At 71.1% G+C, this 23,832-nt stretch carries 18 protein-coding genes; 14 read left to right on the top strand and 4 right to left on the bottom strand.

Translation table 11 applies throughout. The annotated features are described in order from the left end of the window. Positions 1 to 47: 47 nt before the first annotated feature. The 14 genes from OG510_RS36460 (at position 48) to OG510_RS36525 (ending at position 19,152) form a co-directional block, all read left to right on the top strand. Positions 48 to 1,778, top strand: a complete 1,731-nt coding sequence (locus OG510_RS36460) for an FAD-dependent oxidoreductase (protein WP_406134656.1) — start codon at positions 48 to 50, stop codon at positions 1,776 to 1,778. 2 nt (positions 1,779 to 1,780) lie between these two features. Next, complete coding sequence (locus OG510_RS36465) at positions 1,781 to 2,563, top strand: SDR family NAD(P)-dependent oxidoreductase (RefSeq protein ID WP_406134655.1); 783 nt, start codon at positions 1,781 to 1,783, stop codon at positions 2,561 to 2,563. Between the two features lie 41 nt (positions 2,564 to 2,604). Next, complete coding sequence (locus tag OG510_RS36470) at positions 2,605 to 3,561, top strand: aromatase/cyclase (RefSeq protein WP_406134654.1); 957 nt, start codon at positions 2,605 to 2,607, stop codon at positions 3,559 to 3,561. Continuing rightward, on the top strand, positions 3,558 to 5,480 hold the full coding sequence (locus OG510_RS36475) for an acyl-CoA dehydrogenase (protein WP_406134653.1): 1,923 nt from the start codon (positions 3,558 to 3,560) through the stop codon (positions 5,478 to 5,480). Before OG510_RS36470 ends, OG510_RS36475 begins: the two co-directional genes overlap by 4 nt. A gap of 43 nt (positions 5,481 to 5,523) precedes the next feature. Then, positions 5,524 to 6,354: a 4'-phosphopantetheinyl transferase superfamily protein gene (locus OG510_RS36480; RefSeq protein WP_406134651.1), complete on the top strand. Its 831-nt coding sequence runs from the start codon at positions 5,524 to 5,526 to the stop codon at positions 6,352 to 6,354. Between the two features lie 296 nt (positions 6,355 to 6,650). Then, the gene (locus OG510_RS36485; protein ID WP_406134650.1) at positions 6,651 to 8,744 is read left to right on the top strand and encodes a condensation domain-containing protein; all 2,094 of its coding nucleotides are present in this window, start codon (positions 6,651 to 6,653) and stop codon (positions 8,742 to 8,744) included. 48 nt (positions 8,745 to 8,792) lie between these two features. Continuing rightward, positions 8,793 to 10,004, top strand: coding sequence for a methionine adenosyltransferase (gene metK, locus OG510_RS36490; protein WP_406134649.1), 1,212 nt, complete (start codon positions 8,793 to 8,795; stop codon positions 10,002 to 10,004). A gap of 41 nt (positions 10,005 to 10,045) precedes the next feature. Then, entirely contained in the window at positions 10,046 to 11,029 is a 984-nt protein-coding gene (locus tag OG510_RS36495; protein ID WP_406134648.1) for a carbohydrate kinase family protein, read from the top strand. Continuing rightward, the gene (metH, locus tag OG510_RS36500) at positions 11,026 to 14,502 is read left to right on the top strand and encodes a methionine synthase (protein ID WP_406134646.1); all 3,477 of its coding nucleotides are present in this window, start codon (positions 11,026 to 11,028) and stop codon (positions 14,500 to 14,502) included. The genes OG510_RS36495 and metH overlap by 4 nt, the downstream gene beginning before the upstream one ends. Further along, on the top strand, positions 14,499 to 15,371 hold the full coding sequence (gene metF / locus OG510_RS36505; RefSeq protein WP_406134645.1) for a methylenetetrahydrofolate reductase [NAD(P)H]: 873 nt from the start codon (positions 14,499 to 14,501) through the stop codon (positions 15,369 to 15,371). The genes metH and metF overlap by 4 nt, the downstream gene beginning before the upstream one ends. Beyond that, on the top strand, positions 15,361 to 16,758 hold the full coding sequence (ahcY, locus tag OG510_RS36510) for an adenosylhomocysteinase (protein WP_406134644.1): 1,398 nt from the start codon (positions 15,361 to 15,363) through the stop codon (positions 16,756 to 16,758). The genes metF and ahcY overlap by 11 nt, the downstream gene beginning before the upstream one ends. Before the next feature lie 224 nt (positions 16,759 to 16,982). Continuing rightward, positions 16,983 to 17,792: an NmrA family NAD(P)-binding protein gene (locus OG510_RS36515; RefSeq protein WP_406134643.1), complete on the top strand. Its 810-nt coding sequence runs from the start codon at positions 16,983 to 16,985 to the stop codon at positions 17,790 to 17,792. Between the two features lie 122 nt (positions 17,793 to 17,914). Then, positions 17,915 to 18,607 carry a hemerythrin domain-containing protein gene (locus OG510_RS36520; protein WP_406134642.1) on the top strand — a complete coding sequence of 231 codons (693 nt, stop codon included), beginning with the start codon at positions 17,915 to 17,917 and terminating at the stop codon, positions 18,605 to 18,607. Continuing rightward, on the top strand, positions 18,604 to 19,152 hold the full coding sequence (locus OG510_RS36525; RefSeq protein WP_406134641.1) for a DUF1772 domain-containing protein: 549 nt from the start codon (positions 18,604 to 18,606) through the stop codon (positions 19,150 to 19,152). Before OG510_RS36520 ends, OG510_RS36525 begins: the two co-directional genes overlap by 4 nt. 157 nt (positions 19,153 to 19,309) lie before the next feature. Here OG510_RS36525 and OG510_RS36530 read toward each other — a convergent pair whose 3' ends face one another. The 4 genes from OG510_RS36530 to OG510_RS36545 form a co-directional block, all read right to left on the bottom strand. After that, a complete protein-coding gene (locus OG510_RS36530) occupies positions 19,310 to 20,167 on the bottom strand; it encodes an alpha/beta fold hydrolase (protein ID WP_406134640.1) in 858 nt (285 codons plus the stop codon). After that, the gene (locus OG510_RS36535; protein WP_406134639.1) at positions 20,164 to 20,688 is read right to left on the bottom strand and encodes an SRPBCC family protein; all 525 of its coding nucleotides are present in this window, start codon (positions 20,686 to 20,688) and stop codon (positions 20,164 to 20,166) included. The genes OG510_RS36530 and OG510_RS36535 overlap by 4 nt, the downstream gene beginning before the upstream one ends. 68 nt (positions 20,689 to 20,756) lie before the next feature. After that, on the bottom strand, positions 20,757 to 22,247 hold the full coding sequence (locus tag OG510_RS36540; RefSeq protein ID WP_406134638.1) for an FAD-binding protein: 1,491 nt from the start codon (positions 22,245 to 22,247) through the stop codon (positions 20,757 to 20,759). A 19-nt stretch (positions 22,248 to 22,266) separates the two neighbouring features. After that, positions 22,267 to 23,832 carry a flavin-containing monooxygenase gene (locus OG510_RS36545; RefSeq protein WP_406134637.1) on the bottom strand — a complete coding sequence of 522 codons (1,566 nt, stop codon included), beginning with the start codon at positions 23,830 to 23,832 and terminating at the stop codon, positions 22,267 to 22,269.

Below are 23,832 nucleotides of genomic sequence, written 5' to 3' on the forward strand. Positions count from 1 at the left end.
GGCCCCCACGACCTGCGACCCGACCCCACCACCCCGGGAGACCGACCATGGTGATCTCCGCCCAGCAGCACGACACCCGGCCCCAGGTGCTGATCGTGGGCGCCGGGCCCGTCGGCCTGACCGCCGCCCACGAGCTGGCCCGCCGCGGCCTGCGGGTGCGCCTGGTCGACGCGGCACCCGAGCCCGCACGCACCAGCCGCGCCGTGGCCACGCACCCGCGCACTCTGGAGACCTACGACCAGATGGGCGTCGTCGACGCCATGCTCGAGCGGGGCCGCGAGAACCGTGCCTTCACCATGTACGCCCGGGGCCGCCACCTGGTGCGCCTGGAGGCCGACTACGCATCGATGCCCACCGCCTACCCGTTCACCCTCGTCATCGGGCAGACCGAGACCGAGGCCGTACTGCGCGATGCCGTGGCCAGGCTCGGCGTCCGGGTCGAGTGGGGCGTGCGCCTGACCGCACTCAGCCGGCATGACGACAGGGTGCACGCCACCCTCGAAGACGCCACCGGTGCCGAACACAGCCTCGACATCCCATGGCTGGTCGGCTGCGACGGCGGCCACAGCACGGTGCGCACACTGCTCGGACTCGAACTCATCGGCACCAGCAGCGAGACCTGGATGCTCGCCGACGTGCCCGTCGCCATGGACCTGCCGCCCGACACCATCTACTGGGCTCACACCGGGCAGCAGGCCCTGATGATGGTGCCCTACGCCCGCGAGGGCCACTGGCGGCTCCTCGACACAGCACCACCGGACGACGCCCCGCAACCCGGCCGCGCCGAGGAGCACCTCGCGGCGAAGCTCTCCAAGGGCCTGGGCCGCGACGTCACCGTCGGCCCGAGCGAGTGGACCTCCGTGTTCACCTTCCAGCAGCGCATGGTCGAACGCATGGGCGACGGCCGCGTCTTCGTCGCCGGTGACGCCGCGCACGTACACAGCCCCGCCTCCGGGCAGGGCATGAACACCGGCATCCAGGAGGCGTACAACCTCGCCTGGAAGCTCGCCCTGGTCGAACAGGGGCATGCGGGGGCGCCGCTGCTCGACAGCTACAGCAAGGAACGGGTCCCGATCGGCGCCGCGCTGCTCGACTCCACCCGCACCGCTACCGTCCTGGTCCAGCTGCGCAACCTGCTCGCAGGAGCCGTGCTGCCCCTCGTCTTCGCAGTCGTCCGCAGGGTGGGCCCACTGCGCCGCGCCATCCAGCGCAAGGTCCTCGGCGGCATGTCGGGGCTGCGCATCGGCTACCCCACCTCACCGCTGACCACGACCGACGGCCCCGCCGGCCCCGCGCCCCGTACCGGCCCCGGCCCCGGACCGGGTGAACGGGCCAGAGCCGTGCCCCTGGACAACACGGACCCCGCCGCCCGCCGGGCCTTCAGCGCCGAACTACGCGACGTGCGCTGGACGTTGCTGCTCAGCGCGCACCCCGGCAGCCCCGGCCGCACACCCGCAGACGTGGCCGTCACCGCCGCCGCCCAGTACGGCGAATGGCTGTCGGTCCGCACCCTCGGAGGCCGGCCCGACGCCACCGACGGGCCCGCACCGCACACCGACCCGGGCGCCACCTTGCGCACCGCGCTCGGACTACCGCCCGGCGCCTGGCTCCTCGTGCGCCCCGACGGCTACGTCGCCGCCCGCGGCCCCCTCCTCACCCGCGACGCCCTGCGCCGTGCCCTCGCCCCGGCCGGACCGCCCGCCCCCCTCGCCGACGCGGCGCACCCCGAGCCGGCCCCGCCACCGACCCCCGCCGGCACCTTGACGAAGGAGCACTGACCATGTCCGACACCCACCCCGTCGCCCTGGTGACCGGAGGCACGAGCGGCATCGGCCTGGAAGTGGCCCGCACCCTCGGCAGGGCGGGACACCGCGTCTTCCTGTGCGCCCGCCACGAACTGCGGGTCAAGCAGACCGTCGAGGTACTGCGGCAGGAGGGCCTGGACGCCGCGGGGCAGGCCGCCGACGTGCGCTCGCACGCAGACGTCACCGCCCTGGTGCGCGCCGCCGTCGACACATATGGGCCGCTCACCGTCCTGGTCAACAACGCCGGGCGCAGCGGCGGCGGCGTCACCGCAGACCTCACCGACGAGCTCTGGTACGACGTCATCGACACCAACCTCAACAGCGTGTTCCTCATGACGCGTGAAGCGCTCAAGAACGGCGGCCTGGACGGCGCCGCGCACGGGCGGATCATCAACATCGCCTCCACCGCGGGCAAACAGGGCGTCCTGCTCGGAGCCCCCTACAGCGCCTCCAAACACGGCGTCGTCGGCTTCACCAAGGCACTGGGCCGCGAACTCGCGCCGAGCGGTGTCACCGTCAACGCCGTCTGCCCCGGCTACGTCGAGACACCGATGGCCCAGCGGGTACGCGAAGGCTACGCGGCCGCCTGGGGGACCACCGAGGACTCGGTGCGGACGCAGTTCGAGGCGAAGATCCCGCTCGGCCGCTACTCGACCCCCCAGGAAGTCGCCGCCCTCGTCGGGTACCTGGCGTCCGGACCGGCCGCCTCCATCACCGCGCAGGCCCTCAACGTCTGCGGCGGCCTGGGCAACTTCTGACTTCCCGACCTGTGCGAGCGACCGAGAAAGAGGTAAATGTGGTGTCCGACGAACATATCCACCGTACGAGGCACTGTGTCGACGTCGACGCCCGGCCGGGCGTCGTCTACGGGCTGATCGCGGACGCCGTGCGCTGGCCGCTGTTCTTCCCGCCGAACGTCCACGTGGAACGCCTGGAGTTCGACGGCCGCGCCGAGCGGCTGCGGATGTGGGCGAGGGCCAACGGCGAGGTGAGGTCCTGGATCTCCCAGCGAACCCAGGATCCGCAGGAGCGCCGCATCACATTCCGCCAGACCCGCCCACAGGCACCCGTCGAGACGATGGACGGCACCTGGACCGTCGAGGAACGCCCCGGCGGCACCAGCCGGCTGACCCTGCTGCACACCTTCACCGTCGCCGGCGACCGCCCTGACGACGTGGCGTGGGTCGAACGCGCCTGCGAGACCAACTCCCGTGCCGAGCTGGACAACCTCAAACGTCTCGCCGAACGCTGGACGCGCCTGGACGAACTCGTGCTGTCCTTCGAGGACTCGGTGCGCGTGAACGGCCCGGCCGAACTCGTCTACGACTTCCTGTACCGCGTGAGCGACTGGCCCGAACTCCTCCCGCACGTCTCGCGCCTCGACCTGGCCGAGGACACCCCGGGCGTCCAGGTCATGACCATGGACACCGTGACCGGCGACGGCAGCACGCACACCACCGAGTCGGTCCGGGTCTGCTTCCCCCACGCGGGACGCATCGTCTACAAGCAGACAGCCACACCCGCCCTGATGGAGGCGCACACCGGCGAATGGTCGGTGGTGCCCGACGCGACGGGTGTCACGGTCCTCGCGCAGCACAGCGTCGTTCTGCGCGAGGAGGCCATCGAGGCGGTCCTGGGCCCCGGCGCCGACCTGGGGTCGGCGCGCCGCTACATCCGCGAGGCACTCGGCCGCAACTCCACCGCCACGCTCCGCCTGGCCAAAGCCCACGCCGAGTCGGCGATCCGGGTGCTATGACGCACAGGACCCGGCGCGTCAAGGATCCTGCACGGGTCCTGGGCCGTTTCCCGAGCATCGCTCCACCGGGACGCGACCAGGAGCCCGCAGCCTCGACGCACAGGCCCCGCACACCCCCGCACACCCGCGCCCGCACCGACACTCCGTACGACGAGGAGGCGAACGCCGCCGTCATGACCACCACCGCCGAGACCCCCGGGCACCCCACCGTGACCCGCGGCCGCGCCGAGGCGGACGCCCGGTCCCGCGCGCAACGGCTGGAGGCCCGGCTCGGCGACCCCTATGACCCCGCCAACCCGCACGGCCTCGCGGCCCTGTTCGCCGCCGACGCCCGGCGCACCCCGCCCGCCGAGACCGAGGCCCTGCTCACCGATGAAGGGCTCGGCGCCGAATTCGTGCCCGCCCGGCTCGGCGGCCGGCTCACCCGCGCCGACCTCCTCGCACGCGCCCTGCGCCCCGTCTTCCGGCGGGACGTGGCCCTCGGCTTCGGACACGGGATCATCTCGCTGTTCGCCGCGGGCGCCGTATGGGCGCAGGGCGACACACGTCAGCGCCAGGAGATGGCCGGCCTGCTGCTCGGCGGCGGCCGGGCCACGATCCTGCACCACGAACTCGCCCACGCCAACGCCATCCTGCGCCACGAGTTCACCGCCCGCCAGGGCCCGGACGGATACCGGGTCGGCGGCCGCAAGGACGTCATCATCAACGCGCGCCGCGCCGGCCTCCAGGTCGTCTACGCCCGCACCGAGCCGGCCCGCGGACCACGCAGCCACTCCGTGCTGCTCCTGGACCCCGCCCAGCAGGACACGGCGCACCTGCGGCACCTGCCCCGCGTGGAGACATCCGGGATGCGCGGGGCGCTCTTCTCCGGCCTGGAGTTCACCGACTGCCCCGTGCCCGCGGACGCCCTGGTCGGCAGCCCCGGCGACGGCGTCGGGCTGGCCCTGCGCGCCTTCCAGGTGAACCGGAGCCTGATCTGCGGAGTCGTCACCGCGGCCGCCGACACCGTGCTGCACTCCGCGGTGCGCGCCGCGACCGAAAACCGCGCCAAGCCCGTCGCCAGACGGTGGCACAAGCCGCTCGCCGGGGTCTTCGCCGACCTGCTCGCCTGCGACGCCATGGCCACGGTGGTACTGCGCGCCCTGAGCCTGCTGCCCGCGAGCGCCCACGTCCTGGCCGCCGCCGTCAAGTACGTCGTGCCCGACCTGCTGCGGGAGAACCTGGAGGAGCTCGCCACCGTCCTGGGCGCGCGCGGCCACGACCACGCGAGCCCCCAGTACGGGGCGCTCGACAAGCTCGTGCGCGACCTGCCCGTCGCCGGCCTCGGCCACGCCGGCAGCGCCTCCTGCCAAGCCGTTCTGGTGCCCCAGCTACGCGGCCTGGCCGAGCGGTCCTGGTTCGTCGAGCAGGAGCCGCCGCCGCAGCTGTTCGCCGCCGGGGCCGAACTCCCCGACCTGGACTACAGCCTGCTCGGCATCGCGGGCGGCGGCGACTTCATGGCCGCCTCCCTCGTCGCGAGCGCAGACCGGACCGCGGCACTCCGCGGCCCCGGCGCACACCTCGGCGCGCTCGCCGGGGCGTTCGCCACCGAACTGCGCACCCTGCGAGAACAGTGCCGCCGCATCCCGCCCGGCACCGCGGCCCTCAACGACCCGGCCGTCGTCCGGCTCAGCGACCGCTACGCCCGTGTCGCCGGCGCCGCCGCCGTCCTCGGAACCTGGGAGAGCCAGGACGGCACCGACCCGTTCCTCACCGACCCCGCGTGGGCCGTACTCGCCCTCACCAGAACCGGTCAACGCCTCGGCATCCCAGTGCCCCAACTGCCCGACGGCGTACAGGACACCGTCCTGGGCGAGCTGCTGCGCCGGCACCGGGAAGACCTCAGCTGCGACCTCGACGCGCTCGCATACACACCGTGATCCAGCGACGAGATGCCGCACCATGCTCCAGGAAGGAGAGGCCATGACGACCACCGCACTGCCCGGCGCCGAGCGGATCAGCGCGCCGGTCCACGCCGCGGGCCCGGACGCCCCCTGGCACCGGGTACGCGACGCCATGGACCGCCACGGCAACGCCGTCGTCCACACCACCTGGGGCGAGTGGCTGACAGCCGCCGTCACCGACCCCGCCCTGCGCCCGCTGCTCGGCCACGACTGGCAGCGCTACCGGCGCACCCAGGACCCCACGATCCGCTACCGCTTCGTCGCCTCACGGCTCGCCACCAAGTACACGGCGGCCGCAGCCCTGCACACCGCACCGGCCGAACTCGACCTCGCGTACAAGATCGGTGGACGGCCCTATCTGCGCGGCCTCGACCAGATCGACGTGAGCCTGACCCACACCGACGACGTGATCGCCGTCGGCATCAGCCGCAACGGACGGATCGGCGTCGACGTCGAGCCCGCCGGCCGGCACATGTCGTACGAGCTGCTGCAGAGCCACGTCCTGACACCCGCCGAGAAAGCCGCACTCGAACGGCTCCCCGAGCGGGAGCGCCCTGCACGGCTGCTGCGCCTGTGGACCCTGAAGGAGGCCTATACGAAGGCGCTCGGGCAGGGGCTCAGACTGGACTTCACCGAGTTCGGCTTCACAGCCGACGGCGGCCGGCTGCTCGCGCCGGGCGGCCGGCCCGCCGCCCACGGCGAGTGGGCGTTCGCCACCCATCACATCCTGGGGCGCTACCTGCTGAGCGTCGCCTGCCACGACACGGGCCTGGCCACCTCGCGCGACACGGCGGCGCACACCATGCTCGACGAGGGCTTCCTGGGCGCCGTCACCGAACTCCTCCACTGACCACGAAGCCCCTCGGCCTCTCGAGGCCGCCTCCAGCCCCGCTCAAGACACCGGGCATGCCGCGGCACACCCGGTTAGCGTACGGGGGCGGTCACCTCCCTCCGGGCCCGCCGCCCCACCCGTGCCGTACGACCGCCGGACCACCACCGTGTCAGTGCCGTATCAGGGCCGCGTGGGCAGGCCCCGCACACTCGTCCCGCACTCGTCGAGAGAGGGGAGGGAGGGGGTTCTCCACCCGCACGCACACCACGGCCACCAAAGCCGCGGACCGTGCGCCTGCGGCGCCCCCTACGACCATGACCACCGGCCACTCCTCGCACGCCACACCCGCACAGGCCACCCCGGTCGGGCCGATGACCGTCGTCGTGGACCTCGCCCGTCAGGGCGCGGACACACCACCCGTCCTGGAACTGCGCGGCCCCGTCGACCCGCACCGGATCGACGCCGCCCTCGACCGCCTGGACCGCCTGACCGCCCGGCCCGGCCGGAGCTGGCACCCGAGGCTGCACCGCACCGGGCCCGGACACCACACCCTGCACCTGACGGCCACCGGCCCGCACGAGCGCACCGGCACGACGGGCCCCGCCCCGTTCCCCACCGGGCTGCTCGCGGACCTCCTGACCGTCGGACCCGCCGGCCCCGGCCCGGCAGCACGCATCGAACCGACCCCGCTGCAACGTGAGTTGCTCGCCGATGCCGACGCACATCCCGGCATCGAGGGCTGGTGCGAGCAGCTCGCGCTCACCTGGCGCGGCCCGCTCGACCCGGGCCGCCTCGCCACCGCCTGGCAGTCGGTCGCCGAGCACGAGAAAGTGCTGCGGTCCGCCTTCGAGGACGGCCCCGAGCCGTGGATCGTGTGCCACCGCCACACCGGGCCCGAGGTGCTCCGGTTCCCGCACGGCAGCGTGCAGTGGCACGCACTGGTCGAAGCCGACCGCCGCCGCGGCCTCGACCCACGCAGAGAGGGACCGCTGCGCGTCACCGTCCTGGGCGGCGGCACCGACCCCGCCCGCGCCCAGGACACCGCGCCACCGGCCGGCGTGCTGCTCAGCTTCCACCCCGCCCTGCTCGACGACTGGAGCGTGCGCCTCCTGCTGCACCAGTTCTACCGTGCCTACCTGGCCGACGGCACGCTGCCCGGCGGCGAACGCCGCCCCGACCTCGGCGACTACGCACGCTGGCTCGCCGCCCAGGACCCCGCTCCGGCACAGCAGTTCTGGCAGGCGGCACCCCCGGGACCCGCCACGGAACTCACGACCGGCGACGGCCCGCACGACGGCACCGGCCAGATCCGGGCCCGGCTCACTCCCGGCCAGAGCGAACGGCTCCGTGCCTGGGCGGCCGGCCACGGCTGCCCGGAAAGCAGCGCACTGCACGCCGTGTGGGCGCTGGCCCTGTACCGGGCCGGCGCCCTGGCGGGCCCCTCAGAGATCCGCTTCAGTGCCACCGTGTCCGGCCGCGGCGTTCTCCTCGACGGCATCGAACGGCTGCCGTCGGCACTGCGCAACCCGCTCCCGGTGACCGCGAGCATCGACCCCACCGCACCCGTCACCGCTCTCCTGTCCGGTCTGCGCGACCAGGCACTGGACCTGGCCGGCTACGAATGGGTGTCCCAGGGCCGCATCCGGTCCTGGACCCAGCCGGCGACCGCGGAATCCCCGAACCCCGCCCGCACCGGCAGCCTCGTCGTCTTCGAGCACCGACCGCACCCGCCCGAGGACCTCACCATGGGCCTGGCGGCGATGGACATCCAGGTCACCACCCCCGAGACGCTCGGCGCCCGCACGGCCTTCCCCCTCACGCTCGTCGCCCACCGCGACGAGAAGGGAGGCATCGTTCTCACCGCCTCCTGCGTCGACACACCCCTCGCCGACGCAAAGGACCTGCTCACCTACGCCGTCGGAGCGCTGCGTGAACTCCCGCACACGGCAACCCCGTCCACGACCGTCGGTGACCTGCTCGCGCTGCCTCCCACCCCCGGCCGCACCCCGCCCACCGCGCCCCGCACCCGGTCCCGACCGCGCCGCCGCAGCCGGCCGGCCCAGCTGCGCCCCGCCGCACGGCCCGGCGCGGGCACCGTCTGTCTCGTCCGGGGGCCGGGCACACCGCTCTCCTCCCTCACCCGGGTCGCCTACGCCTACGAAGGCCCCGAAGCCGTCCTCCTGCTGCACCCGCCGCCGGCCGGACAACCGGCAGCGGGCCCGCTCACCGGCCTCCAAGGACCCCTCGTGCTCGGCGCGTTCTGCGGCGCAGGACAGACGGCGTACGACATCGCACGAGACCTCGTGGCAGCCGGAGGCAGGCCGCCCGGAATGGTCCTCACCGCAACCGCGTCCCCGGCCGCGGAATTCGCCCGGATCCTCGAAGCGGTGGCCCGCCGCACCCGATGACCGCACAGGCCGCCGCACAACCGCCCCACCTCACACCTCAGGAGAGTCATGACGACACGTCTGTTCACCTCGGAGTCCGTGACCGAGGGACACCCCGACAAGATCGCCGATCGGATCAGCGACGCGATCCTGGACGCACTGCTCACCCAGGACCCCGCATCGAGGGTGGCGGTCGAGACCCTCATCACGACCGGGCAGGTACACATCGCCGGCGAGGTGACCACATCCGCGTACGCCGATGTCCCGGGAATCGTCCGGGAGACGATCCTGGACATCGGCTACGACTCGTCGGCCAAGGGCTTCGACGGGCAGTCGTGCGGAGTGTCGGTGTCCATCGGCGCGCAGTCCCCGGACATCGCCCGCGGCGTCGACACGGCGTACGAGAAGCGGATCGACGCCTCCGGATCCGACGAGCTCGACCAACAGGGCGCGGGCGACCAGGGCCTGATGTTCGGCTACGCGTGCAACGAGACACCGAGCCTCATGCCGCTGCCGATCGACCTGGCCCACCGGCTGTCGCGCCGCCTGACCGAGGTACGCACCGGCGGCACCGTCCCCTACCTGCGGCCCGACGGCAAGACACAGGTGACGATCGAGTACCTGGGCAGCAGGCCGGTGCGCCTGGACACAGTGGTCGTCTCGTCCCAGCACGCCCCGGACATCGACCTGTTGGGCCTGCTGACACCGGACATCCGCGAACACGTGGTGGAGCACGTCCTCGACGAACTCGCGGACGCCGGGATCAAACTGGACACGGACGGCTACCGGCTGCTGGTGAACCCGACCGGCCGCTTCGAGATCGGCGGCCCGATGGGCGACGCCGGACTGACCGGCCGCAAAATCATCATCGACACCTATGGAGGCATGGCCCGGCACGGCGGCGGAGCGTTCTCCGGCAAGGACCCGTCGAAGGTCGACCGGTCCGCCGCGTACGCGATGCGCTGGGTGGCCAAGAACGTAGTGGCGGCGGGGCTCGCGGAGCGCTGCGAAGTGCAGGTCGCGTACGCGATCGGCAAAGCGGAGCCGGTGGGCCTCTTCGTGGAGACATTCGGCACCGGCACGGTGGCGCAGGAGCGCATCGAGAGCGCCATCCGGGACGTGTTCGACCTCCGTCCGGCGGCGATCATCCGCGACCTCGACCTGCTGCGCCCGATCTACCGGCAGACCGCTGCCTACGGGCACTTCGGGCGGGAGCTGCCCGACTTCACCTGGGAGCGCACCGACCGCGCCGAGCGGCTCAAGGCCGCCGCGGGCCTGTGACCGGGCAGCGGCGACCCCGCCGGAAGGGACAAGGACTCCCCATGCGTATCGCGGTGACAGGATCGATCGCCACGGACCACCTCATGGTCTTCCCCGGCCGGTTCGCCGACCAGCTGCTGGCCGGCCGGCTCGACCACGTGTCCCTCTCGTTCCTCGTCGACGACCTGGAGGTGCGGCGCGGGGGAGTGGCGGCGAACATCGCCTTCGGGCTCGGCTCGCTCGGCCTCGCACCGCTCCTGGTCGGCGCCGTGGGCAGCGACTTCGGCGCGTACGAGGTGTGGCTCAAGGAACACGGCGTCGACACCGGCGCGGTGCGGGTGAGCGCCGACCGGCAGACCGCCCGGTTCTCGTGCATCACGGACCAGGACAGCAACCAGATCGCCGCGTTCTACACGGGCGCCATGGCGCAGGCCAGGGACATCGACCTGACGGCGGTGGCGGCAGCGGCCGGCGGAGTCGACCTCGTCCTCGTCTCACCCGACGACCCCGCAGCCATGCTCCGGCACACCAAGGCGTGCCGCACACTCGGCGCCCCCTTCGCCGCCGACCCCTCACAGCAGCTCGCCCGGCTCACCGGCGCCCAGGTGCGTGAACTGGTCGACGGAGCACGCTGGCTGTTCACCAACGAGTACGAGGCCGCCCTGCTCCTGGAGCGCGCCTCCTGGACGCACGACGACGTGCTGCGGCGCGTCGGGACGTGGATCACCACGCTCGGCGGCAGGGGAGCCCGCATCGAGAGCGCGGACGCCCCCGCACACACCGTGCCCGCCGTCGCCGGCGTCGCGATCGCCGACCCCACGGGTGTGGGCGACGCGTTCCGCGCAGGCTTCCTCGCGGCCGTCAGCCAGGGCATCCCGGCCGGCCGGGCGGCCCAGCTCGGCTGCTGCCTCGCATCGTTGGCCTTGTCCCAGGTGGGATCCCAGTCCTACGTGCCCGCCCCGCAGCGGCTCACAGCGGTGCTGGAGCGCCAGTACGGGGCCGCAGCGGCCGCCGAGCTGGCCCCGGTCCTGGAAGCGGCGTCGTGACGGCCGGGCGCGTCACCCTGCTCCGTGAGGCACTCGCCACCCGTGTGGTGGTGGCCGATGGTGCGATGGGCACGATGCTGCAGGCGCAGGATCCCACTCTTGAGGATTTCCAGCAGCTGGAGGGCTGCAACGAGATCCTCAATGTGACCAGGCCGGACATCGTGCGTTCCGTCCATGAGGAGTACTTCGCTGTCGGTGTGGACTGTGTGGAGACGAACACCTTCGGTGCGAATCATTCGGCGGCGAACGAGTACGAGATCTCCGACCGGATCGTCGAGCTGTCCGAGGCGGGTGCCCGGATCGCCCGGGAGGTCGCCGACGAGTTCGGTGCCAGGGACGGCCGTCAGCGCTGGGTCCTGGGTTCGATCGGCCCCGGTACCAAGCTGCCCTCGCTCGGTCACACCACGTACGACGTCCTGCGGGACGGCTATCAGCAGAACGCCGAGGGCCTGCTGGCCGGTGGCGCCGACGCCCTGATCGTGGAGACCACGCAGGACCTGCTGCAGACCAAGTCGAGTCTCATCGGTGCGCGCCGGGCGCTGGATGCCCTGGGGGTGAGTGTGCCGCTGATCTGCTCGCTGGCTTTCGAGACGACCGGTGTCATGCTGCTCGGCTCCGAGATCGGTGCCGCGCTGACCGCGCTGGAGCCGCTGGGGATCGACCTGATCGGGCTGAACTGCTCGACGGGCCCGGCGGAGATGAGCGAGCACCTGCGGTATCTGGCACGCCATTCGCGTACGCCGCTGATGTGCATGCCGAACGCGGGACTGCCGGTTCTGACCAAGGACGGTGCGCACTTCCCGCTGGATCCCGAGGGGCTGGCGGACGCGCAGGAGACCTTTGTGACCGACTACGGGCTGTCGCTGATCGGCGGGTGCTGCGGCACGACGCCCGAGCATCTGCGCCAGGTGGTCGAGCGGGCCCGTGCGCTCACCCCGGCTGTCCGTGAGCCGCGCCCCGAGCCGGGTGCCGCGTCGCTGTATCAGAGTGTGCCGTTCCGGCAGGACACGGCGTACATGGCGATCGGTGAGCGGACGAATGCCAACGGGTCGAAGAAGTTCCGTGAGGCGATGCTGGAGGCCCGTTGGGACGACTGTGTGGAGATGGCCCGCGACCAGATCCGCGAGGGCGCGCACATGCTGGACTTGTGTGTCGACTACGTGGGCCGTGACGGGGTGGCCGACATGGCGGAACTGGCCGGCCGCTTCGCGACCGCATCCACCCTGCCGATCGTTCTGGACTCCACTGAACTGCCGGTGCTGCGGGCCGGGTTGGAGAAGCTCGGCGGGCGGGCTGTGCTGAACTCGGTGAACTACGAGGACGGTGACGGGCCGGAGTCGCGTTTCGCGAGGGTCACGGAGCTGGCTGTCGAGCATGGTGCGGCGCTGATCGCGCTGACCATCGACGAGGAGGGCCAGGCACGGACCGTCGAGCACAAGGTTGCCGTCGCCGAGCGGCTGATTGCGGATCTCACGGGTAATTGGGGGGTCCATGAGTCGGACATCCTGATCGACTGCCTGACGTTCACCATCTGCACCGGTCAGGAGGAGTCGAGGGGTGACGGTGTTGCCACGATCGAGGCGATCCGTGAGCTGAAGCGCCGCCACCCCGACGTTCAGACCACGCTGGGTCTGTCCAACATCTCCTTCGGTCTGAATCCGGCCGCCCGCGTGGTGTTGAACTCGGTGTTCCTGGACGAGTGTGTGAAGGCGGGGCTGGATTCGGCGATTGTGCACGCGTCGAAGATCCTGCCGATCGCGCGGCTGGAGGAGGAGCAGGTCAAGGTTGCCCTCGACCTGATCTACGACCGCCGGGCCGAGGGTTACGACCCCTTGCAGAAGCTGATGGAGCTGTTCGAGGGCGTCAACATGAAGTCCATGAAGGCCGGCCGGGCCGAGGAGCTCATGGCCCTGCCGCTGGACGAGCGGTTGCAGCGGCGGATCATCGACGGCGAGAAGAACGGCCTGGAGGCTGACCTCGCTGAGGCCCTGGAGTCCCGTCCGGCCCTGGACATCGTCAACGACACCCTCCTGGAGGGGATGAAGGTCGTCGGCGAGCTGTTCGGTTCGGGGCAGATGCAGTTGCCGTTCGTGCTGCAGTCGGCCGAGGTGATGAAGAGTGCGGTGGCGTACCTGGAGCCGCATATGGAGAAGACGGACGACGACGGCAAGGGCACCATCGTGCTCGCCACGGTGCGCGGTGACGTCCATGACATCGGCAAGAACCTCGTCGACATCATTCTGACGAACAACGGCTACAACGTCGTGAACCTGGGCATTAAGCAGCCCGTCTCCGCGATCCTGGAAGCCGCCGAGGAGCACAAGGCCGACGTCATCGGCATGTCCGGCCTCCTGGTCAAGTCGACAGTGATCATGAAGGAGAACCTGCAGGAGCTCAACCAGCGCGAGATGGCGGCCGACTTCCCCGTCATCCTCGGCGGCGCCGCCCTGACCCGCGCCTACGTGGAGCAGGACCTCCACGAGATCTACGAGGGCGAAGTCCGCTACGCCCGCGACGCGTTCGAGGGCCTGCGCCTGATGGACGCCCTGATCGGTGTCAAGCGTGGGGTGCCCGGAGCGGTGCTGCCCGAGCTGAAGCAGCGCCGGGTGCCGAAGCGGGAGACGGCGGCCGTGCTTGAGGTGGACGAGCCGGAGGGCTCCGTACGTTCGGATGTGGCCACGGACAATCCGGTGCCGGAGCCGCCGTTCTGGGGCACCCGTGTCGTCAAGGGCATCCAGCTCAAGGAGTACGCGTCCTGGCTGGACGAAGGCGCCCTCTTCAAGGGCCAGTGGGGCCTCAAGGGCGACACAGCCGAGAATGAGGGCCGACCGCGGCTGCGGATGTGGATGGACCGGCTCCGGACCGCAAACCTCATCGAAGCGGCCGTCGTCCACGGCTACTTCCCCTGCGTCTCCAAGGGCGACGACCTGATCATCCTGGACGAGGACGGCCGTGAACGGACCCGGTTCACCTTCCCGCGCCAGTCGCATGGCCGGCACCTGTGCCTCGCCGACTTCTTCCGCCCCGAGGAGTCCGGCGAGAGGGACGTCATCGGACTGCAGATCGTCACCGTCGGCTCGAAGATCGGCGAGACGACCGCCGAGCTGTTCGCGGCCAACTCCTACCGCGACTACCTCGAACTGCACGGCCTGTCCGTCCAGTTGGCCGAAGCCCTCGCCGAGTACTGGCACGCCCGCGTCCGCGCCCAGCTGCGGATCGCGGTCGACGACCCGGCCACCCTCGACGGCATGCTGCGCACCGGCTACCAGGGCTGTCGCTACTCGCTCGGGTACCCGGCGTGCCCGGATCTGGAAGACCGCGCCAAGATCGCCGAACTGCTCCAGCCGGAGCGGATCGGGGTCCACCTCTCGGAGGAGTTCCAGCTCCACCCCGAGCAGTCCACCGACGCGCTCGTCGTCCACCACCCCGAGGCGAGCTATTTCAACGCGGGCCGGGCAGGTGGCGGCCGATGACGTGCACCGCGGCACCGACGTTCTCCTTCGAGTTCTTCCCGCCCAAGAACGCCAAGGGCGAGCAGACCCTGTGGAGTGCCGTCCGCCGTATCGAACCGCTCGCCCCCGACTTCGTGTCCGTGACCTACGGGGCGGGCGGCTCCTCACGCGACCGCACCATCGAAGTCACCAAACGCCTGGTGTCCCAGACGACGCTGCGGCCGGTCGCGCACCTGACCGCCGTCGGGCACTCGGTGGCCGAACTGCGGCACATCATCGGCCAGTACGCGGACGCCGGAGTACGGGACGTCCTGGTACTGCGCGGCGATCCGCCCAGCGCCCCCAAAGGGCCGTGGCGGCCGCATCCGGACGGCTTCACGTACGCCTGCCAACTGGTCGAACTCGTGCGTTCCCTGGGGGATTTCACCGTCGGAGTGGCTGCCTTCCCGGAGAAGCACCCGCGCTCGCCCGACTGGGACAGCGACATCCGGCACTTCGTGGCCAAGTGCCGTGCGGGCGCGGACTACGCGATCACCCAGATGTTCTTCGACGTCGAGGACTATCTGCGGCTGCGCGACAGGGTGGCCGCAGCGGGCTGCAACGTGCCGGTCATCCCGGAGATCATGCCCGCCACCGACGTCCGTCAGATCCGCCGCTTCGCCGAGCTCTCCGACGCGGCCTTCCCCGAAGCCCTGGCCCATCGACTCGAAGCAGCACGCGAGCGGCCCGACGACGCCTACCGCATCGGGGTCGAGTACGCCACCGCCATGGCGGACCGGCTCCTCGGTGAGGGCGCCCCCGGCCTGCACTACATCACTCTGAACAAGTCCACGGCGGCCCTGGACATCCACCGCAACGTACTGAGTTCAAGGAGCCTTCATGCCTGCTGAGTTCACTGATTTCAAGGTCGCGGATCTTTCCCAGGCCGCCTTCGGGCGCAAGGAGATCACGCTCGCCGAGCACGAGATGCCCGGTCTGATGTCGATCCGCGAGGAGTACGCCGCGGCGCAGCCGCTGGCCGGTGCGCGGATCACCGGTTCGCTGCACATGACGGTGCAGACGGCTGTGCTGATCGAGACCCTGGTCGCGCTGGGCGCCGAGGTGCGCTGGGTGTCGTGCAACATCTTCTCCACCCAGGACCATGCGGCGGCCGCGATCGCCGCAGCCGGGATCCCGGTGTTCGCGTGGAAGGGCGAGAGCCTGGAGGAGTACTGGTGGTGCACGGAGCAGGCGCTGACCTGGCCCGGGCACACCGGTCCGAACATGATCCTGGACGACGGCGGTGATGCCACCCTCCTGGTCCACCAGGGCGTCGAGTACCAGAAGTCCGGGACGCTTCCCGAGGCATCGAACGACGAACTCGCCGTGGTGCGTGCCCTGGTGGAGCGCAGCACCCTCGACTGGGCGGCTCTCGCGTCCGGGATCCGTGGGGTGACGGAGGAGACGACGACGGGTGTGCACCGTCTGTACGAGATGCACCGTGACGGCACTCTGCTGTTCCCGGCGATCAACGTCAATGACGCGGTGACGAAGTCGAAGTTCGACAACAAGTACGGCTGCCGTCACTCGCTGATCGACGGCATCAACCGCGCCACTGACGTCCTGATCGGCGGCAAGGTCGCCGTCGTCTGCGGTTACGGCGACGTGGGCAAGGGCTGCGCGGAGTCGCTGCGTGGGCAGGGCGCCCGGGTGATCATCACGGAGATCGACCCGATCTGTGCGCTGCAGGCGGCGATGGACGGCTTCCAGGTGTCGACCCTGGACGACGTGGTGTCGATCGCGGACATCTTCGTGACGACGACGGGCAACAAGGACATCATCATGGCCGCGGACATGGCCAAGATGAAGCACCAGGCCATCGTGGGCAACATCGGTCACTTCGACAACGAGATCGACATGGCCGGTCTGGCGAGGATTCCGGGCATTGTGCGGGACGAGGTCAAGCCGCAGGTCCACACGTGGACGTTCGCCGACGGCAAGGTGTTGATCGTGCTGTCGGAGGGGCGTCTGCTGAACCTGGGCAATGCGACGGGTCATCCGTCGTTCGTGATGTCGAACTCGTTCGCGGACCAGACGCTGGCCCAGATCGAGCTGTTCACCAAGCCCGCCGAGTACCCGACCGATGTGTATGTGCTGCCCAAGCACCTGGACGAGAAGGTCGCCCGGCTCCACCTGGATGCCCTGGGCGTCAAGCTGACGACGCTCCGTCCCGAGCAGGCCGCGTACATCGGTGTCGAGGTCGAAGGCCCGTACAAGCCGGACCACTACCGCTACTGATACCACCGCTGCCGACCGCTCCACGAACGCTGGCCGGATCCCGCCGCTGTGCTCAAGGACCGCTAGAGGGCGGGCCGGGTGGCATGGCTGCGGCGGCGGGCAGCTGCCTACGCTGCCGGTGACGGCCGGCCACGGGCCCCAGGCCCCCGGACCGGACTTCCCATGACCAGCACACGGATTACCCAGACCACCCCCACCACCACGCCACGACAGACGGGACGACCATGACCAACACGACCCTGGTAATCGGCGGCACGGGCAAGACCGGACGGCGGGTCGCCGAGCGGCTCTCCGCCAAGGGGCTCCCCGTGCGTATCGGATCCCGCGCCGGCTCGCCGCCCTTCGTCTGGGAGGACCCCGCCACATGGGACGCCGCCCTCGACGGTGTCGGCGCCGTCTACATCACCTACTACCCCGACCTCGCCTTCCCGGGCGCCGCCGAGACCGTCGGCGAGTTCGCCAAGACCGCCGTAGCCAAGGGGGCGCGCCGCCTGGTGCTGCTGTCGGGGCGCGGCGAGGAAGGTGCCGTGATCAGCGAGAACAAGGTGAAGGAGTCCGGCGCGGACTGGACCGTCGTACGCGCCAGCTGGTTCAACCAGAACTTCAGCGAGAGCTTCTTCCACGACCTCGTCATCGGCGGTGAGATCGTGCTGCCGACCGGGGACGCGGTGGAGCCGTTCGTCGACGCCGACGACATCGCGGACGTCGCCGTCGCGGCGCTCACCGATGACAAGCACATCGGCAGGACGTACGAGCTGTCCGGGCCCCGCCTGCTCAGCTTCAACGACATCGCCCAGGAGCTCTCCAAGGCGACCGGCCGCACCATCACGTACATCCCCGTCGGGGTCGACGAGTACCGCGCGTCCCTTGAACAGAACGGACTGCCCGTCGAGTTCGCCGACCTGTTCGGGCTGATCCTCGACGGCCGCAACGCCCACCTCGTGCACGGTGTCGAGGAGGCCACCGGCCACAAGCCCAAGGACTTCGCGGACTTCGCCAAGGACGCCGCCGCCACCGGCGTCTGGAACGTCTGACCCGCCGGACGGGACCCGCAGCCGCGGGCCGGCCGGGTGCGGTGGTCCGCACCCGCGCCCGCCCCCGGCCAGCCGCCCCTCTCCTCCCCGCCCGCCTTCCCGCTCCGTCAGGAGTCGCCACCATGACCGCAGCCGAGCCGATGTCGAGCGAGCGTCTGGTGACGCTGCCCGGCCACTTCCACGGGTTCGCCCTGATGCACATCGCCATGCGCCGCGACGCCGCCCGGCTGGCCGCCGCCGCACGCTCGGCGAACCTGGGGAGTCCCGAACGGATCGGCGCGTGGTGGCGCGGTCTGCGTGACGTGATCGACTGGCACCACCACAGCGAGGACGAGATCCTCTGGCCCGAACTGCGGCGCGCCGTACCATCGTTCGCAGCCGCCGCGGCCGCACTCGACGGCGACCACGCCGGCCTGGACAAGGCCATGGACACCGTCGGTGCGGCCCTGGCGCCCGGCGCCCCGGCCACAGCCCTGGTGCCCGCCGCGGACGCCTTCGGCGGCCTCCTCCGCGACCACCTCGCCACCGAGGAGCACGTCGTCTTCCCGGCGTTCACGGAACTCGGCGAACAGCGCTACCTCGCCCTGGAACGACGGCTCCTGCGCACCGCACCGCCCCGCGTCCTGGGCCATCTGCAGCCCTGGATGTTCGACGCGGCCGACCCCACGTCCGCCGCGCACGTCGCGGCGACCATCCCGCCACCGGTGCGCCTGCTGGGCCGGACCGTACTGCGCCGCCGCTACGAACGGCTGCTCGCCCCGGTCGTGCGCCACACCGGCCCCGTGCCCCCACCGAGACCGAAGGAGAAGCGATGACCGCTCAACCCGCCGCGCCCAGCGGGCCGTTCACACCGGAAGCGGCCCGGTCCGACGGCCGCGCGGACCTGCCGCTGTACGCCGCCACGATCGCCATGGGGCTGAGCGCGGGCCTGTACTTCGCTTTCGACGTCGGTGTCATGCCGGGCCTGGAACGCGGCGACGACATCGCCTTCGCCTCGACCATGGGACACATCAACGACGCCATGGAGAACGGCCTGTTCGGCATGGTTTTCTTCGGCGCCTTCCTGGCCACCGGGGCGTCCGGCATCCGTCTGCGCCGCCTCGGGCAGGCCCGGGCCGCCCGGTGGGCCTGGGCGGCCCTCACCCTGTACTCGGCGGCCGTGGCCGTCACCATGAAGGTCAACATCCCCATCAACCGGCAGCTCGCCCGCCTCGCGACGGATGCCTCCGGCGGTGAACTCGCTCTGCTCCGCGAAAAGTTCCGCGGCACATGGACGCCGGCCAACACCGCCCGCACCCTGGTCTGCACGGCGGCACTGGCCTGCCTGGGCCGTGCCCTCGCCCTGCGGGGCCGCCCCTGAGCCGCGCCTGCCCTCCGGACATCCCCCGCACGGAGGGCAGGCGCCCCCCTTCTGCACACCGGCACCGTACGTACACACACCGAAGGGGCATGAGGTGCGGTCCGCCACCCGGTCAGGTCGCGGACCGCACCTCATGCCCCTTCGGCGACGCCGTGGACTACGAGCGCCCCTGCGTCAGCTCGTGCACCGCGCTCACCACCGCACCAGGCGCCTCCAGCGGCAACATGTGCCCTGCATCGGGCAACTCCTCGAAGCGGGCCCGCGGAAGGGCCTCGGCCACGACGCGGCCCAGGCGGGGCGGGACCACCTTGTCGCGGGCGCCCGCCAGCACCACCGTGGGCGCGGTCACCGAGACCAGCGCCGCGCGCAGATCCATGCCGCGCGAGGAGCGGAACGCCTCGGCACGCACCGCGGGAGAGGTGGCCGCGAACATCTGCCGGTTCACCTCGCGCAGCTGTCGGTCGGCGCCCGGGCCGAGCATGTTCTGGCCCAGCAGCTTGCGGCCGAGCGCCGGCCGGGAGACCGCCCGCTGGAACAGGGCGCTGCCCATCATGCGGACCTCACCGTCCGGCGTGTCCTGATCGTGTGCGGCCGTGCCGAGCAGCACCAACCCGCCCAGCGGTCCGGTGGGTCCGGCACCCGAGGCGTGCGACGAGGCGTACGACAACGCCGCGAAGCCGCCACCGGAGTGGCCGACGACGAGTGTGTCGGCCGAGGCCACATGGTCGAGCACCGCGGCCAGGTCGGATCCGAGCCGGGCAATCCCGAACGGCTCGCGGCCCTGGCTGGAGGCGCCGTGGCCCCGCTGGTCGTACGCGACCACCCGGTGGCCGCACCGGATCAGCCGGTCGGCCACCGTGCTCCACACCCGGCGTGAGGCGCCCCAGCCGTGCGCGAGCAGCACTGTCGTGCCGGTCGCCGGGGCGAGCGGCGCCAGCACGGACACGGCGAGCAGCGCGCCGTCGTCCGTGGGCACCTGGGTCTCGGTCGCCGGCGCGGCAGTCACCGCCGTCATCGTGCGCTGCCCTCCAGATGACGGTCCGCGACGGTGGACCGGCCGGTCCCGGGGGAGTCCTCAGCCAGGACGCGGCCGAGGCGGACGAATGCCTCGCTGGTGCCCGCGGAATGCTCCGCGCCGATGTCGGCCACCCTCGCGAGCAGCTTCAGCCAGCCGTGCGGGCGGCCCACGAAGTGCATGCCGACCTTCGTGCGCCCCCCGTCGAGCGGTTCGACGACGAAGTCACTGGTGCCGCGGAAGACCCCGTCGACGTAGTCGACCGACAGCAGCCGCCCGGGCTCGACCGCGCGGGTCCGCGAGGTGAACCGGAGTTTCGGGCCGCCCTTGTCGACCCCCTTGGTATGGACCGTGACCGCGACCTCGCCGCCCACCTCGTCCGGCGAACCGGAGACGACGGCGAAAGTATTGGCCGGCACCCACCATCGGGCGGCACCGCGGAACTCGGCGATCAACGCCTCCCACACCGCCTGGGGTGGAGCGTCCACGACCGCCTCGTCGATCAAGTCGTATCCTGTCATGCCGATTCTCCTGTCGGATGTCGGATGGCCGGTCAAGGGGCATCGACCACGGCCCGGTGCGGGCCGGTTCAGCCGAAGAAACCCTGACCGGGGGTGAGGACGCCCGCCGGGTCGTAGCGCCGCTTCGCGGCGACGAGCCCGTCCCAGCGGGAGCCGAAGTGGGTCTGCCAGTCCGCCTGGGTCATCCGCGGAATGGCGCCGACCAGGTACCGCTTGGCGCCCAGGGCGACCGCCTTGTCGTACAGCCGCCGGTTCTGCTCCAGCATCGCCTGGGCATCCGCGCCCGGCGCGGGGAACCGCAGCACGTCGCACAGGTACGCCGTCGACTCCTTCGGCTGCACGGTCAGCGGGCGGGTCAGCTTCGACGTCGGGTACGGATAGAAGAGCAGGAAGCCCCCGCCCAGGTCGGACGCGGTCAGTTCCGCCGTCAGCGTCGCGGCGAACGCCTTGGCCTTGGACGCCGGCAGGAACAGGCTCAGCCACGGCTTGGGCTGGTCCCAGTACCCGTTCTCCTTGAGCCACGCCTCGTCGTTGTCGGTGCTGAACACGCAGTCGCGGTAGGAGAGGTCCTCAATGGTCGCCGAGGCCCGCTCGTCGCGCAGATCCGCGAGGAGCTTGTCCCGGTCAGGTGCGGTGGTGCCCGCCCAGTAGGCCGTGGCCTCCAGCTGGTACCACCAGCCGGTGCCGTCGGGGGTGAGAGCGATCTCGCCCGCCTGGCCCTGGAACCGCTTCTCGGCCATGAGCTTCTCGGCGTCGGCGAGGTACGTCGACACGTCACGGTAGTAGAGGGTGAAGACCGTCGTCTTCTGCGGCGCGGGGACGAGGGCGACCGTGGCACGCACGATGATGCCCACCTGACCGCCGCCGCCCAGTGCCGCGTTGAACAGATCCGCGTGCTGGGAGGGCGACGCGGTGAGCAGGTCACCTTGGCCGGTCACGATGTCGATGGACTGGACCGTGTCGACCTGCAGCCCGAACCGGTGCACGGTGGCACCGATGCCGCCCATGCTGAGGGTGCCGCCTATCGACAGGTGCAGATAGTCGGTGAGCGCGGGCGGGGTCAGGCCCTTGGCGAGTGCCGCGTCGGTGAGCTGGGCCCAGGTGACTCCCGCCTCCACCACGGCACTGGACGTGCCGATGCTGACGATCTTCGCCAGGCCGCGCGCGTCGATCGCGATCCCGCCCTTGGGCACCTGGGCCTGCCCGTAGCAGGAGTGGGACTCCTCGTCACCGCTCTGCCCGCCGCGGCCGTTCATCGCGATCTTCAGCTTGTTGGCCCGGGCGTAGTCGACCATCTTGACGATGTCCTGCACGGAACCGGGGCGCAGCACCCCCCAGCACGCCCCGGGCACCATGCGCCCGAAGTCGTGATTGAACGGGGCGGTCGCGTCAGCCGTCGTCTCCAGCGTGCCGTCCAGCGCCGGCAGCGCCGCGGCCGTGTCGGCGAAGTCGTCCGACTCCCGCGCCCAGGACTGGTGCGTGGAGCTCCAGCCGATGACAGCGGCGGCCGCTATGCCCCCGAGGACGCTGCGCCGCGTGATGGAGGTGCTGCTTCTCATTCGCTCTGTCTCCTGTCCGTTACGTGCGGTTCAGGGCCGGCAGGCCGGCGCCCGCGCTGGTGGCGAGCCGGTACTCGGAAGGATCGAAGCGCTTCGTGTGGCGCCTGAAACGCCAGGTGTACGTCGGCCAGATCGACGGATTGCGCCCGTGCTCGTCGAGGTACCAGCTCTTGCAGTTGCCTGCGTTCCACACGGTGCCATCGAGGCGCGCCTGAAGCCGTTTGTTCCAGTCGTCCTGGACCGTCTTTCGAACCTCCACCGAGGCCAGGCCCTTTTTGTCCATGACCTTCAACGCGTCCAGGACATAACCGATCTGCGCCTCGATCATCACGACCTGCGAGGAGTGCCCGAGCGTCGTGTTGGGGCCGAGCAGCAGGAACAGGTTCGGGAAGCCCGCGACGGTGGTGCCACGGTGCGCCGCCATGCCCTGCTCGTGCCACACATCGCGCAGCAGCCGGCCGTCGCTCCCCGTGATGCGCCCGGCGACGGGGCGGTCCGTGGCCTTGAAACCGGTGCCCAGGACGATCGTGTCGATCTCGCGCTCGGTGCCGTCGGCCGTGACGACCGCGTGCGGTTTCACCCGCGCGATGGCATCGGTGACCAGGTCCACGTTGGGCTGCTGGATCGCCGGATACCACGCGTTGGAGAACAGCAGGCGTTTGCACGCCATCACGTAGTCGGGGGTGAGCCTGGCGCGCAGCGTCTCGTCGGCGACCGACTTCTTGAGGTGGTCGCTGGCCATCTTCTGCATCTTCCCGGCGACCTTGGGCCGCTTCATCACGAAGGCGAGGATCTCCCTGCCCCACATGTTGAAGTTGCGCCGGAAGTTCTGGTAGCCGGGGACGCCCCGCAGCAGCTTCGTCTGCAGCGGGCTCGTCGGCTTGTCGTTCTTCGGGCCGATCCACGCCGGGGTGCGCTGGTAGAGGTCGAGCCGTCCCACCGTGGGCTGGATCTTGGGGACGAACTGGATGGCGGAGGCACCCGTGCCGATCACGGCGACGTTACGGCCGGCCAGGTCGTGGTCGTGCCGCCAGCGCGAGGAGTGGAAGACCGTGCCCTCGAAGTCCGCAAGCCCGGGAATGTCGGGGATCGCCGCCTCACTGAGGTAGCCGGTGCCGCTGACCAGGACCTGGGCGGTGTAGTCGCCCTGAGAGGTCTCGATGTGCCAGCGCCTGGCCGTGCCGTCCCAGCGGGCCGCGAGCAGTTCGTGGCCGAAGCGGATGTGCGGGCGCACCCCGAACCGGTCGGCGGTGTCGCGCAGATACGAGTACAGCTCGTCCCGCTTGCCGAACGTGGACTTCCAGTTCGGGTTCTGCGCGAACGAGAACGAGTACAGGTGCGACATCACGTCACAGGCCGCGCCCGGGTAGGAGTTGTCCCGCCAGGTGCCGCCCACCTCGTCGGCCCGCTCGAAGACGAGAAAGTCGTCGATGCCCTTCTGCAGCAGCCGGATGGCCATGCCCAGGCCGGAGAAACCGCTGCCGATGACGGCCACCCGCAGGTGCCGCTGCGGCCCGCCGCCGCTGCCCGCGCCGGCCGGGCGGGTGCTCCCGTCGCTGCGGGCCGGTTCGAGAATGCTTGTCAC

The organism is Streptomyces sp. NBC_01089 (assembly GCF_045162975.1).
In the GTDB taxonomy this organism is placed as follows: domain Bacteria; phylum Actinomycetota; class Actinomycetes; order Streptomycetales; family Streptomycetaceae; genus Streptomyces.